The 23,678-nt window shown below is 64.9% G+C and carries 26 protein-coding genes and 1 tRNA gene; 12 read left to right on the top strand and 15 right to left on the bottom strand.

Going from position 1 to position 23,678, the window contains the following annotated elements; translation table 11 throughout:
- The first annotated feature begins 5 nt into the window (after positions 1 to 5).
- Positions 6 to 335, top strand: coding sequence for a hypothetical protein (locus tag E4S58_RS13500; RefSeq protein ID WP_136636963.1), 330 nt, complete (start codon positions 6 to 8; stop codon positions 333 to 335).
- Positions 336 to 375: 40 nt separating this feature from the next.
- On the opposite strand, the gene E4S58_RS13495 is transcribed toward E4S58_RS13500, so the two are convergent.
- The 13 genes from E4S58_RS13495 to E4S58_RS13435 all read right to left on the bottom strand — a co-directional run bounded on the left by E4S58_RS13495 (position 376) and on the right by E4S58_RS13435 (position 12,386).
- Complete coding sequence (locus E4S58_RS13495; RefSeq protein ID WP_136636962.1) at positions 376 to 813, bottom strand: molybdenum cofactor biosynthesis protein MoaE; 438 nt, start codon at positions 811 to 813, stop codon at positions 376 to 378.
- Between the two features lies 1 nt (position 814).
- On the bottom strand, positions 815 to 1,060 hold the full coding sequence (gene moaD, locus E4S58_RS13490) for a molybdopterin converting factor subunit 1 (protein ID WP_136636961.1): 246 nt from the start codon (positions 1,058 to 1,060) through the stop codon (positions 815 to 817).
- Positions 1,060 to 1,722 carry a CDP-diacylglycerol--glycerol-3-phosphate 3-phosphatidyltransferase gene (gene pgsA, locus E4S58_RS13485; protein WP_136636960.1) on the bottom strand — a complete coding sequence of 221 codons (663 nt, stop codon included), beginning with the start codon at positions 1,720 to 1,722 and terminating at the stop codon, positions 1,060 to 1,062. The genes moaD and pgsA overlap by 1 nt, the downstream gene beginning before the upstream one ends.
- 112 nt (positions 1,723 to 1,834) lie before the next feature.
- A complete protein-coding gene (uvrC, locus tag E4S58_RS13480) occupies positions 1,835 to 3,700 on the bottom strand; it encodes an excinuclease ABC subunit UvrC (protein ID WP_136636959.1) in 1,866 nt (621 codons plus the stop codon).
- Between the two features lie 299 nt (positions 3,701 to 3,999).
- The gene (locus tag E4S58_RS13475) at positions 4,000 to 4,794 is read right to left on the bottom strand and encodes an SDR family oxidoreductase (RefSeq protein WP_136636958.1); all 795 of its coding nucleotides are present in this window, start codon (positions 4,792 to 4,794) and stop codon (positions 4,000 to 4,002) included.
- A gap of 9 nt (positions 4,795 to 4,803) precedes the next feature.
- The gene (locus E4S58_RS13470) at positions 4,804 to 5,751 is read right to left on the bottom strand and encodes a calcium/sodium antiporter (RefSeq protein ID WP_136637586.1); all 948 of its coding nucleotides are present in this window, start codon (positions 5,749 to 5,751) and stop codon (positions 4,804 to 4,806) included.
- Between the two features lie 165 nt (positions 5,752 to 5,916).
- Positions 5,917 to 6,714 carry a S49 family peptidase gene (locus tag E4S58_RS13465; protein WP_136637585.1) on the bottom strand — a complete coding sequence of 266 codons (798 nt, stop codon included), beginning with the start codon at positions 6,712 to 6,714 and terminating at the stop codon, positions 5,917 to 5,919.
- A 95-nt stretch (positions 6,715 to 6,809) separates the two neighbouring features.
- Complete coding sequence (locus tag E4S58_RS13460) at positions 6,810 to 7,571, bottom strand: ABC transporter permease (protein ID WP_136636957.1); 762 nt, start codon at positions 7,569 to 7,571, stop codon at positions 6,810 to 6,812.
- Positions 7,568 to 8,497: an ABC transporter ATP-binding protein gene (locus E4S58_RS13455; protein WP_136636956.1), complete on the bottom strand. Its 930-nt coding sequence runs from the start codon at positions 8,495 to 8,497 to the stop codon at positions 7,568 to 7,570. Before E4S58_RS13455 ends, E4S58_RS13460 begins: the two co-directional genes overlap by 4 nt.
- 202 nt (positions 8,498 to 8,699) lie before the next feature.
- Positions 8,700 to 8,776, bottom strand: a tRNA-Arg gene (locus tag E4S58_RS13450).
- A 61-nt stretch (positions 8,777 to 8,837) separates the two neighbouring features.
- Positions 8,838 to 10,238: a sensor histidine kinase gene (locus E4S58_RS13445; protein ID WP_136636955.1), complete on the bottom strand. Its 1,401-nt coding sequence runs from the start codon at positions 10,236 to 10,238 to the stop codon at positions 8,838 to 8,840.
- 19 nt (positions 10,239 to 10,257) lie between these two features.
- The gene (locus E4S58_RS13440; RefSeq protein WP_136636954.1) at positions 10,258 to 11,667 is read right to left on the bottom strand and encodes a dihydrolipoyl dehydrogenase family protein; all 1,410 of its coding nucleotides are present in this window, start codon (positions 11,665 to 11,667) and stop codon (positions 10,258 to 10,260) included.
- Positions 11,664 to 12,386: a TVP38/TMEM64 family protein gene (locus tag E4S58_RS13435; RefSeq protein WP_420821283.1), complete on the bottom strand. Its 723-nt coding sequence runs from the start codon at positions 12,384 to 12,386 to the stop codon at positions 11,664 to 11,666. Before E4S58_RS13435 ends, E4S58_RS13440 begins: the two co-directional genes overlap by 4 nt.
- Before the next feature lie 278 nt (positions 12,387 to 12,664).
- On the opposite strand from E4S58_RS13435, the gene rpmH reads away from it, so the two are divergent.
- The 5 genes from rpmH to E4S58_RS13410 all read left to right on the top strand — a co-directional run bounded on the left by rpmH (position 12,665) and on the right by E4S58_RS13410 (position 14,909).
- A complete protein-coding gene (rpmH, locus tag E4S58_RS13430) occupies positions 12,665 to 12,799 on the top strand; it encodes a 50S ribosomal protein L34 (protein WP_136636952.1) in 135 nt (44 codons plus the stop codon).
- 96 nt (positions 12,800 to 12,895) lie between these two features.
- Positions 12,896 to 13,234, top strand: a complete 339-nt coding sequence (gene rnpA, locus E4S58_RS13425; protein ID WP_240789560.1) for a ribonuclease P protein component — start codon at positions 12,896 to 12,898, stop codon at positions 13,232 to 13,234.
- Entirely contained in the window at positions 13,231 to 13,452 is a 222-nt protein-coding gene (gene yidD, locus E4S58_RS13420) for a membrane protein insertion efficiency factor YidD (protein ID WP_136636951.1), read from the top strand. The genes rnpA and yidD overlap by 4 nt, the downstream gene beginning before the upstream one ends.
- 108 nt (positions 13,453 to 13,560) lie before the next feature.
- Positions 13,561 to 14,706, top strand: a complete 1,146-nt coding sequence (locus E4S58_RS13415) for an aromatic ring-hydroxylating oxygenase subunit alpha (RefSeq protein WP_136636950.1) — start codon at positions 13,561 to 13,563, stop codon at positions 14,704 to 14,706.
- Positions 14,703 to 14,909 carry a hypothetical protein gene (locus E4S58_RS13410; protein WP_136636949.1) on the top strand — a complete coding sequence of 69 codons (207 nt, stop codon included), beginning with the start codon at positions 14,703 to 14,705 and terminating at the stop codon, positions 14,907 to 14,909. Before E4S58_RS13415 ends, E4S58_RS13410 begins: the two co-directional genes overlap by 4 nt.
- Before the next feature lie 4 nt (positions 14,910 to 14,913).
- Here the strand turns inward: E4S58_RS13410 and E4S58_RS13405 are convergent, their stop codons facing one another.
- Positions 14,914 to 16,149, bottom strand: coding sequence for an NAD(P)/FAD-dependent oxidoreductase (locus E4S58_RS13405; RefSeq protein ID WP_136636948.1), 1,236 nt, complete (start codon positions 16,147 to 16,149; stop codon positions 14,914 to 14,916).
- A 90-nt stretch (positions 16,150 to 16,239) separates the two neighbouring features.
- Here E4S58_RS13405 and ttcA point away from each other — a divergent pair, with 90 nt between their 5' ends.
- The 5 genes from ttcA (at position 16,240) to yihA (ending at position 22,044) form a co-directional block, all read left to right on the top strand.
- Positions 16,240 to 17,109: a tRNA 2-thiocytidine(32) synthetase TtcA gene (gene ttcA, locus E4S58_RS13400; protein ID WP_136636947.1), complete on the top strand. Its 870-nt coding sequence runs from the start codon at positions 16,240 to 16,242 to the stop codon at positions 17,107 to 17,109.
- 57 nt (positions 17,110 to 17,166) lie between these two features.
- The gene (locus tag E4S58_RS13395) at positions 17,167 to 18,711 is read left to right on the top strand and encodes a putative bifunctional diguanylate cyclase/phosphodiesterase (protein WP_136636946.1); all 1,545 of its coding nucleotides are present in this window, start codon (positions 17,167 to 17,169) and stop codon (positions 18,709 to 18,711) included.
- A 125-nt stretch (positions 18,712 to 18,836) separates the two neighbouring features.
- The gene (gene yidC / locus E4S58_RS13390) at positions 18,837 to 20,657 is read left to right on the top strand and encodes a membrane protein insertase YidC (RefSeq protein WP_136636945.1); all 1,821 of its coding nucleotides are present in this window, start codon (positions 18,837 to 18,839) and stop codon (positions 20,655 to 20,657) included.
- The gene (locus E4S58_RS13385; RefSeq protein ID WP_136636944.1) at positions 20,657 to 21,394 is read left to right on the top strand and encodes an MOSC domain-containing protein; all 738 of its coding nucleotides are present in this window, start codon (positions 20,657 to 20,659) and stop codon (positions 21,392 to 21,394) included. The genes yidC and E4S58_RS13385 overlap by 1 nt, the downstream gene beginning before the upstream one ends.
- Positions 21,391 to 22,044, top strand: coding sequence for a ribosome biogenesis GTP-binding protein YihA/YsxC (yihA, locus tag E4S58_RS13380; protein ID WP_136636943.1), 654 nt, complete (start codon positions 21,391 to 21,393; stop codon positions 22,042 to 22,044). The genes E4S58_RS13385 and yihA overlap by 4 nt, the downstream gene beginning before the upstream one ends.
- On the opposite strand, the gene E4S58_RS13375 is transcribed toward yihA, so the two are convergent.
- The gene (locus tag E4S58_RS13375) at positions 22,045 to 22,623 is read right to left on the bottom strand and encodes an outer membrane protein (protein ID WP_136636942.1); all 579 of its coding nucleotides are present in this window, start codon (positions 22,621 to 22,623) and stop codon (positions 22,045 to 22,047) included. It lies immediately after the preceding gene.
- A gap of 189 nt (positions 22,624 to 22,812) precedes the next feature.
- On the opposite strand from E4S58_RS13375, the gene argB reads away from it, so the two are divergent.
- Complete coding sequence (gene argB / locus E4S58_RS13370; protein ID WP_136636941.1) at positions 22,813 to 23,676, top strand: acetylglutamate kinase; 864 nt, start codon at positions 22,813 to 22,815, stop codon at positions 23,674 to 23,676.
- Positions 23,677 to 23,678: the final 2 nt, after the last annotated feature.

Raw genomic sequence — 23,678 nt, 5'->3', positions numbered from 1 at the left:
CGTCGATGAACAGAACCGAATTCGTGATCGCCACCGCGATCATCCTGTTTGTCGCCTTTGCCCTGGGCTGGTTTGCCTACTGGCTCATCCATCGCTTCACCCGGGTCGCCAAGGCGGACATGGGCGAACTGGAACGGATGGCCAAGGAATTGCATGACGCTGAGGAAATGCGCGATCAGGCGATCACCTACCTGCAGCAGCGTGAATCCGAACTGACCAACCAACTGAGCCAGACCGAAGCCGAGCTTTCGGCGGCCATGGAAGGCCTGCGCGAGGCACGCCACGAGGCGGAAGAGCTGCGCGCTTACGTCGAACGGATTCACGCCCAGCAGTAACCCGGCCTACCGGCGACTCTGACCTCTCAGCGGCCCGGTGCTACCAACGGCGCAGCGCGTCCTCGTCTTCGTCCTTGGCCGCAACCCAGCTGGCCCCGTCCGGCCCCAGTTCCTTCTTCCAGAACGGGGCACGGCTTTTCAGGTAATCCATCAGGAATTCGGCGGCCTCAAACGCGTCCTTGCGGTGCGGTGCGGCCGTGGCCACCATCATGATCAGGTCACCGGGCGCCAGACGGCCATGCCGGTGAATCACCAGCACGTCGCCCAGGCTCCATCGATCACGCGCCTCTTCCGCGATGGCAGTGATCGCCTTTTCGGTCATGCCGGGATAGTGCTCGATCTCCATCGTGGCCAGCCCTCCGTCGCCGCGAACGACGCCGGTGAAGGTGACGATGGCGCCCATGTCGCGATGCCCCCGGGCAAAGGCATCCGCCTCGGCGCCCAGATCGAAGGGGGCGTCCTGCACCGCGATCTTCATCTCAGCCCCCGGTCATCGGCGGAAAGAAGGCGACCTCTCGCACGCCTGCAAGCGGGGCGTCGAAGTCCGACAGTTCCTGGTCCAATGCGACGCGCAGTGCTGAAAGATCAGCAAAGGCGGCCTCGTACCGGTCTTCGCGGGCTTTCAGTTCCTCGACCAGATCCCGCACCGTGGCCGCGTCAGAGGGGACGGTTTCTTTCGGAATCCCGATCCTTTCGCGCACCCAGGCAAAATACAGGACATCCATCAGCTTTCCCCCAGATGTGCACGCGCCTTGGCAAAGTAATCCCAGCCCGTGATCCCGGTCAGCACGGCCGCGACCCACAGAAGCGTGATGCCCACAACACCGCCCCATTCGGCGCGGAAGACCTTGCCGCGGATATCCAGCGGGTCCTCTTCCCGCCCGTCGAGGATGGCCGAGATCGTTTCCCCGTCCATGCCGAAAACCGCCATGCCAAGGTTCGAATTGAAAGCCCCCTGCGCCAGCAGCAGGGCAATGGCCACCATCTGCACGGCCGTCTTCCACTTGGCCAGCTTGGTGACCTTGAGCGTGCCCGCGACATTGCCCAGGAATTCCCGCAGACCGGACACGAAGACCTCGCGGAAGAGGATGATCGCGCCGGGGATCACGGCCCAATGCGCCAGCGGAGACCAGACGGCCAGTGCCAGCAGCGCGATCATCACCATCGCCTTGTCGGCAATCGGGTCCAACATGGTCCCGATGCGGCTGATCTGGTCCCATTTGCGGGCCAGATAGCCGTCGAGGTAGTCGGTAAGAGACGCCCCCACGAACAGGGTAAAGGCCAGCCAATCCGCATAGGGACGCGGGACCAGGACGAAGGCCAGAACGACACCAGGCGCGGCCAAAAGCCGGAAGAGTGTAAGGATGTTGGGGACAGTCATCTTCATACGTCCTACCTAGCCCGCCCGGCGGCAGGAGGGAAGAGACCGTTGGTAGGGGGCGCTGCCCCCGTCCTTCGGACTCCCCCGGAGTATTTCGGGAAGGTGAAGCCGGGGCCGGTCAGCCCTTGTCGTGGAAATGCGCATAGATGGTTTCCGCCATGGCGTCCGAGATGCCATCGACCGCCTTGAGGTCCGCAAGTCCCGCGCGGCTCACCGCCTTGGCCGATCCGAAGTGGGTCAGCAGCGCGCGTTTGCGGGTCGCGCCGACGCCGGGGATTTCGTCCAGCGGCGTGGCCGAGACCGCCTTGGCCCGTTTCGCCCGGTGCGTGCCGATGGCAAAGCGGTGTGCCTCGTCGCGCAGCCGTTGAACGAAATACAGCACCGGGTCGTTCATGCGCAGCGCGAAGGGCCGCTGGCCGGGGCGGTGGAATTCCTCTTTCCCGTGATCGCGGTCGACGCCCTTGGCGACACCGACCATCGGCAGGTCCGGCACGCCCAGCTTTTCCAGGATCTCCTGCACCGCCGACACCTGCCCTGCCCCGCCGTCGATCAGCAGAAGATCGGGCCAGAGGCCATTGGCGCGGTCGGGGTCTTCCTTCAGCAGGCGGGTCAGACGGCGGGTCAGCACCTCTTTCATCATGCCAAAGTCATCGCCGGGGGTGAGGTCTTCGCCCTTGATGTTGAACTTGCGGTATTGTGACTTCAGGAATCCCTCGGGCCCGGCGACGATCATGCCGCCGACCGCATTGGTCCCCATGATATGCGAGTTGTCGTAGACCTCGATCCGCTGCGGCGGGGTGTCGAGGCCAAAGGCCTCTGCCACGCCTGCCAGCAGTTTCGCCTGCGTCGCGCTTTCCGACATCTTCCGCGCCAGGCTTTCACGGGCATTGCGGGCCGCGTTTTCGATCAGCTCGGCCTTTTCACCCCGCTGCGGCACGGAAATCTCGACCTTGCGGCCCAGTTTCTCGCACAGCGCCTCTTCCATCAGGTCAGAGTTTTCGATCGGATGGGACAGCAGGATCAGACGCGCCGGATCCTTGGTATCGTAGAACTGGCCCAGGAAGGCCTCCAGCACCTCGGCCTCGTCAACATCAGCCCCGACGCGAGGATAGAAATCGCGGTTCCCCCAGTTCTGGTTGGCCCGGATGAAAAAGACCTGCACGCAGGCCTGCCCGCCTTCCATATGCAGGGCGATCACGTCGGCCTCGGGCGTGGCGCGCGGGTTCACGCCCTGGCTGGATTGCACGTTGGTCAGCGCCTTGATCCGGTCGCGCAGGGCGGCGGCACGTTCAAACTCCATCGCGTCCGACGCCTCTGCCATCTCGGCCTTCAACTTTTCCTGCACCTGGGTGGACCGTCCCTGCAGGAAGCGTTCGGCATCCGCGACAGAGGCCGCGTAATCGGCCTTGCTGATCTCTCCGGTGCAGGGGGCCGAACAGCGTTTGATCTGGTGCAGCAGGCAGGGCCGGGTGCGGGTCGAGAACATCGAATCCGAACAGTTGCGCAGCAGGAAGACCCGCTGCAGCTGGTTCAGCGTGCGGTTCACGGCCCCTGCCCCGGCGAAGGGGCCATAATAGGCCCCCTTGCGCTTCTTGGCCCCACGATGCTTGAGGATCTGCGGAAAGTCGTGGTCCTTGGTGACCAGGATGTTCGGAAAGCTCTTGTCGTCACGCAGCAGCACGTTGTAGCGCGGTTTCAACTGCTTGATCAGGTTCTGTTCCAGCAGCAGCGCTTCGGTTTCCGTCCGCGTGGTCAGGAACATCATCGACGCGGTTTCCCGGATCATCCGGGCAATCCGGCCCGAATGGCCCGAGGGGCGCGCGTAATTCGACACCCGCGCCTTCAGGTTGCGCGCCTTGCCGACGTAGAGAACGCGGCTGTCCGCATCGAGCATGCGGTACACGCCCGGCGACGAATCAAGCGTCGACAGAAGCGAGTGAATCAGTGCGTGCCCGGTCGCCGGGGCCCCTTTACCTTGGGTCATGATATATGGTCCGACGATTCGGTGCGTCGCTGCAAATTCCTGATCGGTTGGACAAGAGGAAAGCTGTCCACGGAACTTGTGGATAACTCTGGGAGCAATTCTTTTCCATTAAGAAAAATCCCTTGTTCCTTGGGCCCTTGGCTGCATTGCCTATTTTTTAGGCTTTATCGCAAGCCATTGATATGACGCAATATTATTTTGTTGGCGCAGCAAACTATTGATATCTTTAACGTTTTGGTAACCGTTTCGTGACATCAAATATACGGGGTGCACAACTTTTCTTGCAGGTGACGTAGGGATCACTCGAGCCCGACCACGTCGGGGGTTTCCCACCCCAGGTGCTGCCCCCCGTCCACGCACAGGAATTGCCCCGTCACGGCCTTTGCCCCGGTCAGATAGCGCACGGCGGCGACGATGTCCTGGGGGTCGCTTCCCCGTTCAAGGATCGTCGCGGCGCGCTGGTCGGCGAACTGCTGTTCGCTTTGCCCGGTGTTGCGCAGGGTCGGCCCCGGCCCGACCGCGTTGACCCGGATCCTCGGCGCCAGGGCCTGCGCCGCCGTCTGCGTCAGCGTCCAGAGGGCCGCGCGCGACAGGGTATAGCTCATGAAGTCGGGCGTCAGCTTGCGCACGCGCTGGTCGATCAGGTTGACCACGGATCCTGCCGCCACCGGTTCGCCGGTCCCGTCCCGCAGGGGCGCGGGGCATTGGCCGGCAAAATCCTGGATCAGGCGGAACGGCGCGCGAAGATTGGCCTCCATGTGCTTGTCCCAACTGGCGCGGGTCGCATCCTGAATTGTATCACGTTCAAAGACCGACGCGTTGTTCACAAGGCAGGTCAACGGGCCGCCAAGACCCTGCGCGGCCGCGGCGACCAGGCCGCCGACCTCGGCTTCCTGCGTCAGATCGGCCCGGACCGCCACCGCCTGGCGCCCCATGTCGCGCAGCAGTCCGACGACCTCATCTGCGGCATCTGCGGACCGGCCATAATGCACCGCCACGTCGAACCCGGCCTGCCCCAGATCCAGAGCGATGGCACGGCCGATGCGGACACCGGCGCCGGTGACGAGGGCACGGGGATGCGGGGACTGGGTCATTGGGGCCTCTTACTGCAACACGGCGACGACATAGGTCGCATATAGCGCGGTCAGCACGGCGCCCCACCTGCGCCCCAGGTCGCGCTTCATCAGCACGAAAGGCGCCAGCACGAAGGCCGAGGCGATCATCACCCAGAGGTCGAACTGCAGGAACTCGGCCTCGACGGGGATCGACCCGAAAAGCGTGGTGAGACCCAGAATTCCCAGCAGGTTGAAGATGTTCGACCCGATCACGTTGCCAAGCGCCACGTCGGCCTGCTGTCGCAGCGCCGCCATCACGGTCGTCGCAAGTTCGGGAAGCGACGTGCCGACGGCCACCAGTGTCAGGCCGATGACCGCATCCGACACGCCGAAGTCCCGGGCGATGATCGACGCGTTTTCGACCAGCAGGTCGGCGCCAAGCGGCAGGCCCGCCAGACCAATCGCCAGGAACAGCGCAATCTTCCACCACGGCATGTCGGGATCGGCCCCGTCAAGATCCGAAAGCTCTTCGGTCCGGGTCCGGGCAACATGGGCCCGCGCGGCGCGGAACTGATCCCACAGCACCGCCGCCAGCGCCGCCAGAAGCAGCAGGCCCGTGACCCAGGTGAGCGTGCCGAGGAACGCCAGAGCCGTGAACCCGATCGTCGCCGCCACCATCATCAGATAGCTGCGCCGGGTGTCGTAACGACTGGTGTGCATCTTCGACAAAAGCGCGGGAAGACCCAGCACAAGCAACACGTTGGCAATGTTCGACCCGACCACGTTGCCCAGGGCCAGACCCGGCTTGCCTTCGTGGACGGCGCTGATCCCGATCAGCAGTTCCGGCGCGGATGTCCCGAAGGCGACGATGGTCAGGCTGACGATCAACGCAGGGATGCCGACGCGCAGCGACAGGTTCACCGCACCGCGCACAAGCGCATCGCCCGCGAGGACCAGGATGGTCAGGCCGACGCAGGTCAGCACCCAGGGTAGGATCATTTGACTCTCCTGCAGGGGCACGGGCCCTTGCCGATCTTGTAGCGACCGCAATGCGGACATTTGCGCGAGGCAAGGCGTTTGTGGCCCGGCAGCTTCAGCTTACCGAACATCGCCATGACACCCATGGCGACAAGGAACAGGACAACGATCTTCAGGATCACGTCAGAGCCCCAACCGGGCGAAGGCCGCTCTCTCTTCTATCCCGGCCAGGCCGTCCTGCACGATCGATGCCCCGAACCGCGACAGCCAGCCCCGCTTGGGGCCATAGCGCCGAAAGCGGACCTTGTCGCCGTAGCGTTTCTTCATCTCGGGCACGAGATGCGCGATGCCATCGATCAACCCCAGTTCCTGCGCCTTGCCGGCCAGCCAGAACTCACCGGTGAAAAGCGCGTCGTCGTCTTTCAGTTTTCCGGCGCGCCGTGATGTGACGTGATCGGTGAAGGCGACATGAATGTCTTCCAGCAAGGCCTTGAGTCTGGCGACGTCTTCTTCCTTCTCGGGCTGGAACGGATCCAGCATCGACTTGGACTTTCCCGAGGTGTGAACACGCCGCTCTACCCCCTGCCGTGCCAGCAGGACATGCGCCCCGAAACCCGCCGAAATCACCCCGATCGATCCGACGATCGAGGTCCGGTCAGCATAGATCTCGTCCGCCGCGCAAGCGATCCAGTACCCGCCCGAGGCAGCCGCGTCTTCGACGAAGGCAAAGACTGGCACGCCCTTTTCGTCCGCCAGACGGCGGATGCGGGCGGCGATCAGGGAGGATTGCACAGGCGATCCGCCCGGCGAGTTGATGACCAGCGCCACCGCCTTCGGCTTCCCCTTGCGGAAGGCCTTTTCGATCACCGGGGCGAGGCCCTCGTCACTCAGCGGGCCGCGCGGGCCCGAGGCGATCATGCCCTGCAGGCGAATGACGGCCACGACGGGCGGGCGTTTGCGGATGCGGTCTATCAGGTTCATACCGCCGATGTAGAGGCGCACGGGCCCTCCGACAAGGCGGAGAGCCCGTGTTATTCCGATCTTCGGCCCACGTCAGGACGCGGCCCGCCCAAAGCTCAGGCGCGGATGCGCCAGCCGGTGCGGAAGATCAACCAGACAATCGCCAGGCACAGCCCCGTGAAGGCCGCGATGGCCAGCAGGCTGATGCCGATCGGCACGTCGGCCATGTCGAAGAACGCCCAACGGAATCCCGAGATCAGGTAGACCACCGGGTTGAACAGCGTGATCGTCTGCCAGATGTCCGGCAGCATCGAGATCGAATAGAACGACCCGCCGAGGAAGACGAGCGGAGTCACGATCAGCAGCGGCACCAGCTGCAGCTGTTCGAAGTTCCCCGCCCAGATGCCGATGATGAACCCCATGAGCGCGAAGGACACGCAGGTCAGCACCAGGAAGGCAATCATCGCAAAGGGATGCGCGATGGTCAGGTCGACGAACAGCGACGCCGTGCCCAGGATCACCAAGCCGATGAACAGCGATTTCGTCGCCGCAGCACCGACATAGCCGATAACGATTTCCAGAAAGTTGATCGGCGCAGAAAGCAGTTCGTAGATCGTGCCGATGAACTTGGGAAAGTAGATCCCGAAGGACGCGTTCGAGATCGACTGCATGATCACCGACAGCATGATCAGGCCCGGAACTATGAAGGCGCCATAGCTCACCCCCTCGACCTCCTGGATGCGGCTGCCGATGGCGGTTCCGAAGACCACGAAATACAGGGACGTCGAGATGACCGGAGAGATGAAGCTTTGCATCAAGGTGCGGAAGAACCGCGTCATTTCATAGCGATAGATCGCCCAGACTGCCCGGAAGTTCATGCCGCGCCCTCCTTCACCAGACCCACGAAAATTTCTTCCAGCGACGACTGGCGGGTCACCAGGTCGCGCAGCACGATGCCATTGTCCGACAGGGCCGACAGCAGGGTCGTGATCCCCGTGCGTTCCTTGCGGGTGTCATAGCTGTAGGTCAGCGTCTGCCCCTCTTCGCCCAGCTCCAGATCGAACTCGGCCAGGGCCTCGGGAACGGCGCTCAGGGGTTCGCGCAGTTCGATCGTCAGCTGCTTCTGGCCCATCCGTTCCATCAGGGCCTTTTTCTCTTCTACCAGAAGAAGTTGTCCGCCATTGATCACCCCGACCCGATCGGAAATCGCCTCGGCTTCCTCAATGTAGTGGGTCGTCAGGATGATGGTGACGCCCTGCTTTTTCAGTTCGGCCACGATCTCCCACATGTCCTTGCGCAGCTCGACGTCGACACCGGCTGTCGGTTCGTCCAGGAACAGCACGCGCGGTTCGTGGCTCAGCGCCTTGGCGATCAGAACGCGGCGCTTCATGCCGCCCGACAGCTCCTTGATCCGGGTGTCTTTCTTGTCCCATAGCGACAAGCGGCGCAGGATATCCTCAAGCAGCGCGTCGTCACGCTTCTTGCCGAACATCCCCCGTGTGAGTCGCACGGTGTTCCAGACCTTCTCGAACGGTTCGAGGTTGATTTCCTGCGGCACCAGCCCGATCTGGCTGCGCGCGGCGCGGTAATCCGTGATGATGTCGTGCCCGCCGACGGTGACCGTGCCGCTGGTCGGAACGGTGATGCCGCAGACAGTTGAAATGAGGGTGGTCTTGCCCGCCCCGTTCGGACCGAGAAGCGCGAGGATCTCGCCTTCCTCGATGTCCAGCGACACGCCTTTCAGCGCCTCGAACCCTCCGTCATAGGTCTTTTTCAGGTCCGTGATCCGCAAGATCGGTGCCATGGCTCTTCCTTCTCTGTGCGCAGCCTTACCTAGTGTTCCGTCCCCCGCGCTTCCAGAACTAAACCGGGCAGTTCAGGCGCACAAATGCACAGACGCCCTGTCCAAACTGCAGAGATGTGGAAACCAAAGCACTTTGCGCGCAACGACGCACGGCAGGCGTCAGGCGCAAGTGACTGAAATGTTCGGGGAGTTCAGATCAAGGTGGCGGACCGAGGAGGATTCGAACCCCCGACCCCTTGATTCGTAGTCAAGTACTCTATCCAGCTGAGCTATCGGTCCGTAGGGCGTGCATCTAACGGTGGCCCCGAGAGAGTTCAAGCGGAAAGTTTCATCTTTTTTGTCATTCCGCCGCGTCGTCCAGCCGAACAACGCTTTTCGGCAGGTCGATCCGAAACCGCGTCCCCTCGGGCCCGGTGCTCTCAAGCGTCAGCGTGCCTCCATGGCCCCGGATCAATTCGGCCGAGATCGCCAGGCCCAGCCCTGCCCCGCCCCGGGTCACACCGCCCTGGAACGGCGTGAAGAGGTTCTGCTGCGCCTTGGGCGGCAGTCCCGGCCCGGTGTCGGTCACCACGATCCACCAGTGATCGTCGTCTTCCTGCCCCGCGACCGAGATCTCTCCGGGTTTGCCGGTCGCCACGATCGCCTGCCGCGCGTTCCGCACGAGGTTCAGCAACACGCGGTGCAGCTGTTCGGCATCCGCCCGCAGCGACAGGGTCGCCGGGATATCTTCCGAGAAACTGACATCCGCCTCGCCGACGGCCAGCCGTTCGCCGTCGATCACGTCACCCACCAGTTCGGCCAGGGTCACCAGCGTCAGGCGCGGCGCGGGTTCTTCGGCCCGTCCGAAGGCCAGCGTGCTTTCACACAGGTTCACCGCTCGCGTGATCGAATTCACCAGCTTGGGGGCCAGCCGCACAACCGCCGGGTCCTCGGACTGTTCGATCCGGTCGGTGAACAGCTGGGCCGAGGTCAGGATGTTGCGCAGGTCGTGGCTGATCTTGGCCACGGCGCCCCCCAGCTGCGCCAGCCGCTCTTTCTGCTTCAGGGCCGCGGTCAGTTCGGTTTCCAGCGACCGCAGCGCCTGTTCGGCCTCGCGCAGTTCGGTGATGTCGGCCGAGGGCTCGATGATCCGGCGGGCGTCTTCGGGGGCGGCCGCATAGCTTTGCATCTGCCCGATCACATGCTTGATCGGCCGCACCAGCAACATCCGCACGGCCAAAAACAGCAGGACCGAGGTGATGATCGAAATCGCCAGCGACAGCCACAGCACCCGCCAGCCATAGGCGAACATCGCCGAACGCAGGTCATCCGTCGGCATCGTGACCTCGATCAGCAGGCCGGCCTCGCGCACCGGGTTGCCGAAGACCCGGATGATGCGCGGTTCGGGGTCGATCATCCGCGCCAGCGCATCGCGCATCAGCACCCAGGGACTGGGCGCGCGCAGGTCATAGGTATGCGACACCTCTCCGGGAACCGGGGAATTGAGGACCAGCTGCCGCGCCTCGTCGCGCCGCAGCACCACGTTGTAGACCTCGGCGTTGCGCAACAGCTCCTCTTCGACATCGGCGTCGATGTCATCGTCCGCCAGCTTGGCCAGCGATGCGATCTGCGCGCGTTCCAGCCGCGACAGCAGGTAATCCTCCCGGAATCGCGCGACCGAGGGCACGAAGATCATCACCTCGGCCAGCATCACGAAGAGCACCGTGAGGATCAGGAAGCGTCCGGAAAGGGATTTCAGCATATCGCGTCCGTTGCGGGCCTTACGGAAGGACGCGCTGGATAAGACGGACCGCCCGTTCAACCCAAGGATTACCAAAGAGTTTATCCGAGAAATAGGCCCCCGCAGCCCGTTTGCCTAGGTCCGACAGGGTCGGATAGGGCAGAACAAGGCCCGACAGGACCGAAAGGCGGGTGCGAGACGCCAGCGCGACCACCCATGGAGCGATCAGCTCTCCGGCCTCCTTGCCGACGATGGTGACGCCCACGGGACGCCCGCGGTGCAGGACCAGCTTGAGAAACCCGGCCTCGGCGCGATCGGTCCGGGCGCGGTCGATATCGGCATAGGGTTGGCGGATCACCCGGACATCGCCGTGCGCCTTGCGCGCCTCGTCTTCCGTCAGCCCGATATGGGCCAGTTCCGGCGCGACATAGGTCACGCGGGGGATCTTCGTGTGATCGGCCCTGGCAGGCAGACCCAGCATCGTCTGCCGGATCACCACCCCCGCGTGATACCCCGCGACATGGGTGAAGCTGGGCGCCCCCGCGACGATATCGCCCACGGCAAAAACCCGGCGATTGGCCGTCCGCAGGCGCCGGTCGGTCACGATGCACTTGCCGTCGCCCGTGATCCCCGCCGCGTCCAGCCCCAGCCCGTCGGTCGCCGCCCGGCGTCCCGTGGCGACCAGAAGGTGTGATCCCTCGATCCGGTCTGCGCCAATCCGCAGCCAGACCCGGTCACCATCGCGGCCTGCCTCGTCCACATGCACCCCTTCGCGCAGGGTGACGCCGTCCCCGATCAGCGCGGTGCGCACCACCTCGACCGCCTCGGGATCCTCGCGCGCCAAGATCGATCCGGACTGAATCAGCGTGACCTCGGCCCCGAGGCGACGGAAGGCCTGCGCCAGTTCGACCCCGATCGGCCCGCCGCCCAGCACCAGCAGGTGCGACGGACAGGTCCGCAGGGAAAAGATCGTCTCGTTGGCCAGATAGCCCGCATCCGCCAGCCCCGGCACGGGCGGCACGAAGGGGCGCGACCCGGTGGCGATCACGATCCGGCGGGCGTGCAGCGTCTCTCCGTTTACCTCGACCGACTGCGGGCCGGTGAACCGCGCCCAGCCCCGGATGACCCGAACGCCAAGGCCCTCGAACCTTTCCTGGCTGTCGTGCGGCGCGATCCCGGCGATCACATCCGCGACGTGATCCATGACAGCCGCGAAATCAACCTGAGGCACCACAGGGGCGATGCCAAAGCGTCCCGCATCCCGCATCACCTGCGCCGTGGCGGCCGCCGCGATCAGGGCCTTGGAGGGCACGCACCCGTGGTTGAGACAATCGCCCCCCATCTCTCCGGCCTCGATCAGCACGACCCGCGCGCCCATCTGCGCCGCACCCGAGGCCACCGACAGCCCGGCCGCCCCCGCCCCGATCACGATCAGATCCACATGCGTCATTCCGGGGTCCTTTCCCGCAGCAGGACCGGCACCAGCGACAGCGCCGCAAGGCCGAGGATGGGCAACAGGATATGCGGCTCGAAGATGATGCCCAGATCCGGCTCTCCCCCGTCCTGCAGCACCCGGCCCAGCCCGGCCCCGACCGACGTATAGACCAGGGCGCCCGGCAGGATGCCCAGAAAGGTCGAGATCACGAACCGCCGCAGCGGCACATCCAGCAGGGCGGGCAGCAGGTTCGCGGCGAAGAAGGGAATCACCGGGACCAGCCGGATGAAGAACAGCATCGACCACTGGTTGCGATCCAGCCCCCGCTTGATCCTTGCCATGCGCCCGCCCGACGCATCAAGCCGCGCCGCCAGCCCCCGCCCAAGCCCCAGCCGCACCGCAAGGAACAGGGCCGTCGCCCCAAGGGTCGCACCGGTCATGTTCAGCACGACCCCAGGCCAGATCCCGAACAGGAAGCCCCCTGTCAGCGTGGTGATCGTCGCGCCGGGCAGCGACAGGCTGACCACCGCCGCATAGAGGGCGACGAAGACAAGCGCCGTTGGCAGGTAGGCGGCGTCGCGATAGGCAACTAGCGTGGCCTGGCTGTCCCGCAGCGTGTCCAGCGTCAGCCGGTCGCCCACGGCCCAGAACACCGCCACCGCCCCGACGCAAAGCGCCAGCAACGGCCAGAGCCGGGTTGCGCTGCGCGGGGGGATCGGGTCCTGGGGCATCATGTCTCCGTCGGCGGATCGCGGCAGGATGCGCCGGACGCGGGGCCGCGAAAACCCCCTTCACGTGCGCGTGACCGGGGGTGATCGCGGCCGGCACGGCAAAATCGGGGCGGGCGGCGAAAAAACTGCACGATCCGGCTTTGGCCATTTGACAAGACCCGGGGCGCCTCCTATAGGACGGGCTTCTGACAACCGCGGGTCCGAGGGCGATTCCCGCATCGCCCCTGCAGTGCCTGCACCGACCGAACCCGCCACTTGGCGCAATCAGACGGAGATGGGCGATGAAACGCACCTACCAACCCTCGAACCTCGTGCGCAAAAAGCGTCACGGTTTCCGCGCACGCATGGCCACCAAGGCCGGCCGGAAGATCCTGAACGCGCGCCGCGCCCGCGGTCGCAAGTCGCTCTCCGCATAAGCTGTGCCCGCACGGGTGCCGTGCGGACAGCCGTGATGATCTTGAAACCGCCGGGGCACGCGCCCGGGCGGTTTTCGCTTGTCGCAAGGGTGGCCGATGACGATCGAAGTTGAGACGATGCGCAAGCGGGCCGAATTCCTGCGCGCCGCCCGTGGCCGCCGTCAGGGCACGGCCGGCATGCTGGTCCAGGCGATCAGGCGGGACGAAGACGGTCCCGTCCGCGTCGGTTTCACCTGTTCGAAAAAGGTCGGCAACGCGGTCGCCCGCAACCGGGCCAAGCGACGCCTGCGCGAGGTCGCGCGCCTGCTGCTGCCCGACCACGGCCGCGCGGGCTGGGATTATGTCCTGATCGGATCCAAGGACCGCACCGCCGACCGCCCCTTCGAGGATCTCAAGGGTGATCTGCTTTACGCCCTGAAGAAGCTGCACAAGTGACGCCGCTGGCCTGGATCCTGGCCCTGCCCGTCCGGGTCTACCGCAAGGTCTTTTCCCCCTGGGTCGGCCACAACTGCCGCTATGACCCGACCTGTTCGGCCTATGCGCTGGAAGCCCTGCAAAAGCACGGCGGCCTGAAGGGCGGCTGGCTGGCCGCGCGTCGCATCCTGCGCTGCCACCCGTGGGGCGGCATGGGTGTCGACGACGTGCCGGACTAGCGCCGATCAGGCCTCACAGCGACACGGCATGTCGCGAACGCATTAGAGCGTCTTAACCTGCCTCCCCTACCATCGGACATCACCAGCCACCCAGCCCGAGGGAGCCCGATGTCCGACGACCTCTCAGCCGTGATCCGCCCGATCGCCCAGGCCCAGGGCCTGCCGAACGCCCATTACACCGACCCCGACACCTTTGCCGAGGAACGCGAGGCGCTGCTTTTTTCGCAATGGGCCGGGCTGGCCACGGCGTCGGACGTGCCCGAACCGGGCGATGCCAAACCGATCGAATTCCTGGGCACGCCGCTTCTGCTGATCCGCGACCGCGAGGGCCAGGTCCGCGTGTTCCACAACATCTGCCGCCATCGCGGCATGATTCTCGTGTCCGAACCGCGCAAGATCGAGGGCGCGATCCGCTGCCCCTATCATTCCTGGTGCTATTCCACGCAAGGCAAGCTGGTCGCCACGCCCCATGTCGGCGGCCCCGGCATGAACACGCATGACGGCATCGACCGCACCACACTTGGCCTGATCGAGGTGCCCAGCCACATCTGGCGCGACGTTGTCTTCATCAACATGGATGGCACCGCAGCCCCTTTTGCCGAGGTTCACGCCGACCTGATCGCCCGCTGGTCCGATTTCGACACCGACCTGCACCACGGCGGCGGCGACAGCACCTTTACCCTTGAGGTGAAGACCAACTGGAAGCTCGCGGTCGAAAACTACTGTGAAAGCTATCACCTGCCCTGGGTGCATCCCGGGCTGAACTCCTATTCCCGGCTGGAAGATCACTACAACATCGAAGCGCCGGGCCTCTATTCCGGCCAGGGTTCGATCCTCTATCGCCAGATCAGGGCCGAGGATGGCACGGTCTTCCCCGATTTCCCCGGCCTGCCCGAGAAATGGCAGACCGCCGCCGAATATGTCGCGGTCTATCCCAACGTCCTGCTGGGCGTGCAGAAAGACCACGCCTTTGCCATCATACTCGAGCCGCGCGGGATCGAGGAGACGGCGGAACACATCCACCTCTATTATGCCACGCCCCATGTGGACGAGGATCTGCGCAGGGCGAACGCGGCCCTCTGGAAGACCGTGTTCGAAGAGGACATCTTCGTGGTCGAGGGCATGCAAAAGGGTCGCCACGCCCCCGGCTTCGACGGCGGGCGCTTTTCCCCGGCGATGGACGGGCCGACGCATTGCTTCCACGCATGGGCCGCCGACCGGCTGCGCGCCCGCCGCCCCATGGCCGCGGAATGAGCGATCTGGACCATCGCCTGCTGAGCGCCCACGCCGGAGCTGACCCGGCGGTGCTGGCAGGGCTGTATCAGGAGGCCGCGCATGCGACAGGCGGCGACGCCGGCGCCTTCTACCTCACCCACGCCTTCGTCTTCGCGTTGGAGGCCGGGCTGCCCGATGCAGCCCTTATCGAGGCCGACTTGCGCGCCCTGGGCCGCGTCTAAGGTTTCAATAGTACCGCCGCCCCGGCGCGTAGGCCGCAATGTCCGCATTCGGTGCGCGCCCTTCGGCCAGATCCGCAACGATCCGCCCCGTGATCCCGCCCAACGTCAGCCCGAGATGCTGATGGCCAAAGGCATGGATCACCCGGTCCTTCCCCGGCGCGACCCCGATCACCGGCAGCGAATCCGGCATCGTCGGCCGGAACCCCAGCCAGTCCGACGTCGGCTCGGGCAGATCGCCCAGCATCTCGCGCCCCTTGCGCGCGATATAGGCCAGCCGCGCCCTGTTCTTCTGCTTCCCCAGTGCGGCGATTTCGACCGTCCCCGCCAACCGCAGCCCTGCGGCCATGGGCGTGGCATAGAACCCGCCCTCACCCCAGCCGACCGGCCGGGTGACGCGCCCGGCCTCGCCCGCGAACATCAGGTGATAGCCACGCTCGGTGCCCAGCGGCAGGGACTCTGCCCCGCTGCCCGCGATGGCGCGGGAAAACGCGCCCGACGCGATGACGACACGGCCCACGGCGATCTCCTGCCCCGCGAACACGGTGACGCCCTCGGGCGAGTCCACAACCCGTTCGGCCCGCGCGCGCAATGACACGCCGCCCAATTCCACGAACTTCGCGTGCATCCGCCGCACCAGCCCCTGCGGGTCCAGCACGTGCCGCGCCTGCGGGAAATGCACCGCGCGCGTGATCGGCAGCATCAATCCCGGCTCCATCTCCCGCGCCTCATCCGGCGCGACCTCGCGCACCTCGACGCCCAACGCCCGCCGCCGCGCCACACTTTCCGTCGCGCCTGCCGCCCCCTGAGCAGTCGACCAGACCGACAGCTGCCCGCGCGACACGATCAGATCCTCCGCCCCAGCTGTCTCGATCAAAGGATTGAGCCCCGCGTCAGCCTGCCCCAGCAAAGCCGCCAGGGCGCCCGCGATCTCATCGGACCGCCCGGCCCGGCAATTCGCCAGAAACCGCAGCATCCACAACGGGTTGCGCAGGGCATGCCCCCAACTGACCGACAGGGGACTGTCGCCGCCGAAGAGCAACCCCGGCAGGCCACGCAGCACCGACGGATCGTTGACCGGCAAACAGCCATAGTTCGCGATCGTGCCCGCGTTGCCAGACGACGTGCCCGCCCCCGGATCCTCGGGGTCGATCAGCACCACCGACAGCCCGCGCATCCGCGCCCAGAGCGCGCAACTTACCCCGACCACACCCGCGCCGATCACCGCCAGATCATGTGCCATGCCGATCCCCTTTCGCCGCCACTTTGCCTAGTGCCGCAACCAGACGCCAGAGCCCTTCCCCAAACGCCCGCGACATGCGATAGGGGCGCCATGCTCGACGATCTCGACGATATCCACCCGCTCTTTCACGGCGCCCCCAAAAGCACCGAATTCAAGAAGCTGCGCAAACGCATCGTGCAACATGTGCGCGAGGCGGTGGATCAGTACGGCATGATCGAACCCGGCGCGCGCTGGCTTGTCTGCCTGTCGGGCGGCAAGGACAGCTATACGCTGCTCGCCGTGCTGCACGAACTCAAGTGGCGCGGCCTGCTGCCGGTGGACCTGCTGGCCTGCAACCTTGATCAGGGCCAGCCGGGCTTTCCCGCGACCGTCCTACCCGAATTCCTGACCAAGATGGGTGTCGAGCATCGCATCGAATACCAGGACACCTATTCCATCGTGATGGACAAGGTGCCCGCCGGTCGGACCTACTGCGCCCTTTGTTCGCGTCTGCGCCGCGGCAACCTCTACCGCATCGCGCGCGAGGAAGGCTGTTCAGCGGTCGTGCTGGGCCACCACCGCGACGATATCCTCGAGACGTTCTTCATGAACCTCTTCCACGGCTCTCGGCTCGCCTCCATGCCGCCGAAGCTGCTGAACGACGAAGGTGATCTGTTCGTCTATCGCCCCCTCGCCCATGTGGCCGAGGAGGATTGCGAGAAATTCGCCCGTGCCATGCAGTACCCGATCATCCCCTGTGACCTCTGCGGATCGCAGGACGGGCTGCAGCGTCAGCAGGTGAAGGCGATTCTCGACGGGTGGGAAAAGAACGCACCTGGACGGCGGCAAAAGATGTTCCGGGCGCTGATGAACATCCGGCCCTCGCACATGCTGGACCCCAAGCTGTTTGATTTCGCAGGCCTCATGCGCGCCGATCCGGCGGCAGGGGACGAAAACAGCGACATTCCCCTGCTGCGTTAAACCACTGTTGATGATCTGTCGGTAACGTCCCCTTGAATGGCAACGAGGGGACGGTCAATGCACCGCCAGTTGAGTTATCGCGCGCAGCTGCTCAGGTTCCGCCTGCGCCGCATCCTGATCGGCCCGCAAAGCCTTGCCTTCCTTCCGGCGGTGGCCCTGTCGGCCTTCTGGTTCGGCGGCGAACCCTGGCTGATCGGCGTGACTTTGGGCATGCCGCTGGTGATCGCCTCCATCGGCGGGTTCAACACCACGGATCAGCCGGTCCGGGCCGTCGACGGCGTGACCGGCCTGCCCCTGCGCGACAGTCTTGAGGCCGGGTTGTCACAGGCCATGACCGGGACCGAAACGACCCGACGCGCGACGGCCTGCTTCATGCTGACAATCGATGATTTCGATGTCATCGCGGAACGGTATGGTCGAAGTGCGGCGGATCACATCCTGCAACGCACCGCCCTGCGCCTGCGCACCGTACTGCGCGACGACGACATCGCCTGCCGCACCGGAAGCGCCTCTTTCGGCATCGGCCTGGCGCCGGCCCCCCACCTGGATCTGGAAACCGCAATCCAGCTGGCCAGCCGCCTGCAATCCGGGGTGGAGGAACCGATCACCCTCGACAACACCGTGATCTACGTCTCGGCCTCGATCGGGTTCTGCCTGGGCAGCCGCGCCCCCGATCCGTCGGGCGAGGCCCTGATCCAGGCCACCGCCACCGCCCTTGGCGAAGCGTCGCGCAACGCGCCCTCGGCCATCCGAAGCTATTCCGACGACATGCGCCACACCGAACGGGCGCGCCACATCTTTGCCGACGAAGCCGCCGCCGCGTTGGAAAACGGCGAAATCCGCCCCTTCTACCAGCCGCAGATCTCGACGGACACAGGCCGTGTCACGGGATTCGAGGCCCTGGCCCGCTGGACCCATCCTGAACGTGGCGCAATCTCTCCGGCCGATTTCCTGCCTATCCTCGAAAACGCCGGAAAGCTGGCCCGCCTGGGCGAGGTCATGCTGGCCCGGTCCCTCTCGGCGCTCAAGGCCTGGGACGAAGCCGGGCTCGACATCCCCTGCGTCGGGGTCAACTTTTCGTCAGACGAACTGCGAAACCCCAAGTTGATCGACAAGGTGAAGTGGGAGCTTGATCGCCACGACCTTGCCCCCCACCGGCTGGCCGTCGAAGTGCTTGAAACCGTCGTCGCCGCATCGCCCGAGGATGTGGTGACCCGCAACGTCAACGGCCTGGCCCGCCTCGGCTGTCGCATCGACCTTGACGATTTCGGCACTGGCCACGCCTCCATCTCGTCGATCCGGCGGTTTGCGGTGCAGCGGATCAAGATCGACCGCAGCTTTGTCATGAAGGTCGACCGCGATTCCGAACAGCAGCGCATGGTGGCCGCAATCCTGACCATGGCCGAACGCCTGGGGATGGAGACCCTGGCAGAAGGTGTTGAAACCGCTGGCGAACACGCCATGCTGGCCCAACTGGGCTGCGACCATGTGCAGGGCTTCGGCATCGGCCATCCCATGCCCTTCGACGCCGCCGAAGGCTGGGTGCGCGCGCATATGGCCACGGTGCAGGATCTGCCCCGGATTTCGCGCGGCAACGGCTGACGGGGCCTTCGGCCGACGCCCGGACCTGCCCCACGTCGTCGCGTTTTCCCGATTCCGCCTTGACCTTTGGGCTTCTCCTCTGTTGAACCCCGTTACCTTTCGAAAATGGACGGAAACGGCGCGCGATGGACGACCAGAACAAAAACCTCATCCTGGCAACGGTGCTCAGCTTCATCGTGATCGTGGTCTGGTTCCTGCTTTTCCCGCCGCCCGAGCAGGCTCCGAACGATCCGAACGCACCGGCCGTCGCGGAAAGCAGCGAAGGTGCGTCGACCACGATGGCCCCGGGAACCGAACCCGCGGCCGGCACGGCCACCGCCCCCTCGGCAGCGGCAACCACCACTGAAGAAGCCGCACCGCGCCTGACGATCGACACCCCCCGCGTGGCCGGGTCGATCAACCTGCGTGGCGGACGGCTGGATGACCTCAAGCTGAAGGACTACCTGACGAGCCTCGACGATGACGCGACCCGCGTGACCGTCCTGCGCCCCGAAGGCGAACGCGATCCCTTCTACGCCCTTTACGGCTGGGTGCCGGTCAACGGCGTCGATGCAGGCGCGGTTCCCACCGATGACACGCTCTGGTCCGTCGAAGGCACGCCGACCCTGACCGCCGACAGCCCCGTCACCCTGACCTGGGACAACGGCGCTGGCCTGATCTTCACCCGCACGATCTCGGTCGATCAGGACTACATGTTCACCATCGCCCAGACGGTCGAAAACACCACCGACGCCACCGTGTCGCTGCGCCCCTACGCGCTGCTGCGCCGACACGGTATCCCGACGGACCTGAAAAAGTTCTTCATCCTGCATGAAGGCCTGATCCGCATGTCCGACGGAGAGCTGGAAGAAGCCAAGTATTCCCACATGGAAGACTTCGACCGTGACGACCGCGAAGGCGCGTTGGCCGAACGGCTCGAAGTGTCCGAGGGCGGCTGGATCGGCTTCACCGACCACTACTGGATGGCCACGACCATCCCCGACGGCGCCTTCCGCTCGACCGCGAAATATTTCCCCTCGGCCAATATCTTCCAGACCGACGCCGTTCTGCCGGTGGTCGAGGTCGCGCCGGGCGCCACCGCAACCGACGAAAGCCGTCTGTTTGCCGGCGCCAAGGAATGGGAAACCATCCGCACCTATCAGAACGACGAAGGCGTCACCCGCTTTGTCGACGCGATCGACTGGGGCTGGTTCTTCTTCTTGACCAAGCCGATCTTCGCGGTCCTGCATTGGCTGAACAGCCATATCGGCAACATGGGCTGGTCGATCATCGGCCTGACCATCCTGCTCAAGGTCCTGCTCTTCCCGCTGGCCTACAAGTCCTACGCCTCGATGGCGAAGATGCGTGAACTTCAGCCCGAGATGGAGAAGCTGAAGGAACGCGTCGGCGACGACCGCCAGAAGATGCAGAAAGAAATGATGGAGCTTTACAAGAAGGAAAAGGTGAACCCCGCCTCCGGCTGTCTGCCGATCCTTCTGCAGATCCCGATTTTCTTCAGTCTCTACAAGGTGATCTTCGTTACGCTTGAACTGCGCCACGCGCCTTGGGTCGGCTGGATTCACGACCTTTCGGCTCCCGATCCCTCGTCGATCCTGAACCTCTTCGGCCTGCTCAGCTTCGCACCGCCGTCGCCCGACAGCTTCCTGGCGATCATCAGCCTCGGCGTTCTGCCGATCCTGCTGGGGATCTCGATGTGGCTGCAGCAGAAACTGAACCCGGCGCCCACGGACCCGACACAGCAGATGATCTTTGCCTGGATGCCCTGGGTGTTCATGTTCATGCTGGGCAACTTCGCCAGCGGCCTGGTCCTGTACTGGATCACCAACAACACGATCACCTTCATCCAGCAGTACGCCATCATGCGCAGCCACGGGTTCAAGCCGGACGTTTTCGGCAACATCCGCAAGAGCTTCAGCCGCAAGAAGGCGACCGAGGCCAAAAAGTAATGGCCACCGTCGCCGCCATGTATCGCCACCCCATCAAGGCCATCGGCCGCGAAGAGGTGGACGAGGTTGATCTGATCGCCGGGCAGACACTGCCCGGCGACCGTCTTTGGGCGGTCGCGCATGAGGCCGCGAAGCTGGCAGAAGGCGAGTGGAACCGCTGCGTGAACTTCATACGCGGCGCCTCTTCGCCCAAGCTGATGGCGGTGTCGCTGAAGACCGAAGGCAAGAAGCTGCGGCTGTCGCATCCTGATCTGGCCGATCTTCTGATCGATCCGGCCACCGAGGGCCCCGCGCTGATCAATTGGGTCCGGCCGCTGGTCGACAAGGGCCGCGCCGCACCGACCCACGTCTTTCCTGCCCCGATCGCGCGCGGACTGACCGACACCGCCGACCCGACGATTTCACTGGCCGGCATGGCCAGCCACGAGGCCGTCGCGGCCCGGGCCGCTGGCCCCTTCGCCGTGCACCGCTGGCGCTGCAATATCTTCCTTGACGGCCTGACCGCCTGGGAAGAATTCGACTGGGTCGGCCGCACCATTCGCCTGGGCGAGGCCAAGGCCAGGGTCGAAAAACGCATCGACCGCTGCATGGCGACCACCGTGAACACCGAAACCGGCGACCGCGACGTGCCGACGCTCGACATCCTGAAGGACTATGGCCACCAGGATTTCTCGGTCGGCGTGATCGTCACCAAGGGCGGCCGCCTGCGCACCGGCGACAAGGTAGAAGTATTATGACCCCCCTTCCCTTCCCCATTGCCGAAGATCCCGACCACGACGATAGCGAAAAGGGCCGCATCCTGTTCGCGGGCGCGACCGAGTTCGTCAAGGGCGTGGTCGCCATGGACGGCCTGCCCCCCGCCGACCGGATGGAGGTCTGCTTTGCCGGGCGGTCCAACGTCGGAAAATCCAGCCTGATCAACGCCCTGACCGGGCAAAAGGCCCTGGCCCGCGCGTCGAACACGCCAGGCCGCACGCAGGAAATAAACTATTTCACGCTTGGAGAGAAAGGCTATCTCGTCGACCTTCCGGGCTACGGCTACGCCAATGCGCCCCTGCCGGTGGTCGAGAAATGGCAGCGCCTGCTGAAGCAGTACCTCAGCGGCCGCCAGACCCTGCGCCGCGCCTTCGTTCTGATCGACGCACGGCATGGGGCCAAGAAGGTGGACGAGGAGATCATGGACCTCCTCGACAAGAGCGCGGTGACCTTTCAGGCCGTGCTGACCAAGGTCGACAAGGTCCGAAAGTCCGAACTGGACAAAAGTCTCGACGTGACCCGGAAGGTCCTGTCGAAACATCCCGCCGCCTTTCCGGAGCTGGTTCTCACCTCCTCCGACAAGGGCGACGGGATCGCGACGTTGCGCAGCATCATCGCGAATATCGACTGATCAGAAGCGGTAGCCGACGCGCGCTTCGACGGTGTTCCCGGTCAGGCTGTTGCCGCCGACCGAACCATAGTCGTTGTACAGGTATTCGGCACCGACGGTCACGCCGTTGTTGAACTTGTAGTCCATGCCGACACCGGCGACGTAGCCGTCCGAGCTGCCTGCGCTGGTGCTGGCGTTGCCGTAGCCTGCCACACCGTACACAAGCGTGTTACCGGCATCGTAGCCTGCGCGGGCCTTCACGCGGGTCACACCGTCGATCGTGGTGCCGCCGATGTTGACGTCATTGTCGATATACTGGACTTCGCCGCCAAGGGTGTAGCTGCCGAAGTCATAGTCATAACCGGCATAGGCACCATAGTTGCCGCCGTCGCTGTTGGCCGCGCCCAGGTCCCAGTTGCCGAAACCGCCGCTGGCACCGACGTAGCCGCCCGTCCAGTCACCCGAGGTCATGACAGGCGTGACAGGCTGGACGATGACGGGGTCCGCAGGGGCGGACACCGGGTTGCCGGCCATCGCCGCGCCTGTACCAGCGACGATCAGGGCTGCAGAGCCAAGCAGGGCAGATTTGATACGGGTCATAGGAACTCTCCTTTATTATTCCGTGGCGCCTTTCAGACGCTCGGGGGTTAAACGCAGCCGCCCCCCGATCCGGTTCCTGCTTCCGTCGCGTAGGAATTCGCCCGGCGAGATTATGCCGATAGACACCTTGGCAGGCCCGCATCCGCCCCGTATCAAAGTCACAGCACGCACAGCCCATAGGCGCCGAGGATGAGAACACAGACCATGAACCGCGATTGGATCGCCACCGCCCGCACCCTAGCCGAGGCTCTTCCCTACCTGCAGCGCTTCGCCGGATCCGTCGTCGTCGTCAAATTCGGCGGCAACGCCATGGGCGGGGTCGAGGAGATGGCCGACTTCGCCCGCGACATCGTCCTGATGCGCCAGGTCGGCGTGAACCCGGTTGTTGTCCACGGCGGCGGCCCCATGATCAATTCGATGCTCGACAAGCTGGGGATCGAATCCACCTTCGTGCGCGGCAAGCGCGTTACGGATCAGGCCACCGTCGAGGTGGTCGAAATGGTGCTGACTGGCCTGGTCAACAAGCGGATCGTCCAGGCGATCATGGACGAAGGCGGCCGCGCGGTCGGCCTGTCGGGCAAGGATGACGACCTGATGGTGGCCGAGGCCGACGATCCCGAACTGGGCTTTGTCGGGCGCCCCGTCGAAATGAACGTACAGGTGCTGCGCGATCTTTTCGCGGCCGGGATCATCCCGGTCATCGCCCCCGTCGCCACCGGCATGGACCCGAACGAGACCTTCAACGTCAACGGCGACACCGCCGCCGGTGCCATTGCCGGCGCGCTCAAGGCCGATCGCCTGCTGCTGCTGACGGACGTGCCCGGCGTGAAGAACGCCAATGGCGAGGTCGTGACCGAACTGACCTCGGCCGACGTGCGCGCGATGATCGAGGATGGCACGATTTCCGGCGGCATGATCCCCAAGGTCGAAACCGCCCTGAACGCCGTCGACAAGGGCGTTCGCGCCGCCGTGATCATCGACGGCAAGCTGCCCAATGCGACCCTGTTGGAGCTTTTCACCGAACATGGCGCGGGTTCGATCATCCGCGCCTGATC

Origin of the sequence: Pseudooceanicola onchidii, from assembly GCF_004959925.1 — a bacterium.
Lineage (GTDB): Bacteria > Pseudomonadota > Alphaproteobacteria > Rhodobacterales > Rhodobacteraceae > Pseudooceanicola > Pseudooceanicola onchidii.
The sequence above is the reverse complement of the archived record's forward strand: the minus strand, read 5'-3'. Positions and strand labels throughout refer to the sequence as shown.

Coding starts and splice junctions, on each gene's coding strand:
- E4S58_RS13500 (WP_136636963.1), top strand. CDS start 6: ATGAACAGAACCGAATTCGTGATCGCCACCGCGATCATCCTGTTTGTC.
- E4S58_RS13495 (WP_136636962.1), bottom strand. CDS start 813: ATGAAGATCGCGGTGCAGGACGCCCCCTTCGATCTGGGCGCCGAGGCG.
- moaD (WP_136636961.1), bottom strand. CDS start 1,060: ATGGATGTCCTGTATTTTGCCTGGGTGCGCGAAAGGATCGGGATTCCG.
- pgsA (WP_136636960.1), bottom strand. CDS start 1,722: ATGAAGATGACTGTCCCCAACATCCTTACACTCTTCCGGCTTTTGGCC.
- uvrC (WP_136636959.1), bottom strand. CDS start 3,700: ATGACCCAAGGTAAAGGGGCCCCGGCGACCGGGCACGCACTGATTCAC.
- E4S58_RS13475 (WP_136636958.1), bottom strand. CDS start 4,794: ATGACCCAGTCCCCGCATCCCCGTGCCCTCGTCACCGGCGCCGGTGTC.
- E4S58_RS13465 (WP_136637585.1), bottom strand. CDS start 6,714: ATGAACCTGATAGACCGCATCCGCAAACGCCCGCCCGTCGTGGCCGTC.
- E4S58_RS13460 (WP_136636957.1), bottom strand. CDS start 7,571: ATGAACTTCCGGGCAGTCTGGGCGATCTATCGCTATGAAATGACGCGG.
- E4S58_RS13455 (WP_136636956.1), bottom strand. CDS start 8,497: ATGGCACCGATCTTGCGGATCACGGACCTGAAAAAGACCTATGACGGA.
- E4S58_RS13445 (WP_136636955.1), bottom strand. CDS start 10,238: ATGCTGAAATCCCTTTCCGGACGCTTCCTGATCCTCACGGTGCTCTTC.
- E4S58_RS13440 (WP_136636954.1), bottom strand. CDS start 11,667: ATGACGCATGTGGATCTGATCGTGATCGGGGCGGGGGCGGCCGGGCTG.
- E4S58_RS13435 (WP_420821283.1), bottom strand. CDS start 12,386: ATGATGCCCCAGGACCCGATCCCCCCGCGCAGCGCAACCCGGCTCTGG.
- rpmH (WP_136636952.1), top strand. CDS start 12,665: ATGAAACGCACCTACCAACCCTCGAACCTCGTGCGCAAAAAGCGTCAC.
- rnpA (WP_240789560.1), top strand. CDS start 12,896: ATGACGATCGAAGTTGAGACGATGCGCAAGCGGGCCGAATTCCTGCGC.
- E4S58_RS13415 (WP_136636950.1), top strand. CDS start 13,561: ATGTCCGACGACCTCTCAGCCGTGATCCGCCCGATCGCCCAGGCCCAG.
- E4S58_RS13410 (WP_136636949.1), top strand. CDS start 14,703: ATGAGCGATCTGGACCATCGCCTGCTGAGCGCCCACGCCGGAGCTGAC.
- E4S58_RS13405 (WP_136636948.1), bottom strand. CDS start 16,149: ATGGCACATGATCTGGCGGTGATCGGCGCGGGTGTGGTCGGGGTAAGT.
- ttcA (WP_136636947.1), top strand. CDS start 16,240: ATGCTCGACGATCTCGACGATATCCACCCGCTCTTTCACGGCGCCCCC.
- E4S58_RS13395 (WP_136636946.1), top strand. CDS start 17,167: ATGCACCGCCAGTTGAGTTATCGCGCGCAGCTGCTCAGGTTCCGCCTG.
- yidC (WP_136636945.1), top strand. CDS start 18,837: ATGGACGACCAGAACAAAAACCTCATCCTGGCAACGGTGCTCAGCTTC.
- E4S58_RS13385 (WP_136636944.1), top strand. CDS start 20,657: ATGGCCACCGTCGCCGCCATGTATCGCCACCCCATCAAGGCCATCGGC.
- yihA (WP_136636943.1), top strand. CDS start 21,391: ATGACCCCCCTTCCCTTCCCCATTGCCGAAGATCCCGACCACGACGAT.
- E4S58_RS13375 (WP_136636942.1), bottom strand. CDS start 22,623: ATGACCCGTATCAAATCTGCCCTGCTTGGCTCTGCAGCCCTGATCGTC.
- argB (WP_136636941.1), top strand. CDS start 22,813: ATGAGAACACAGACCATGAACCGCGATTGGATCGCCACCGCCCGCACC.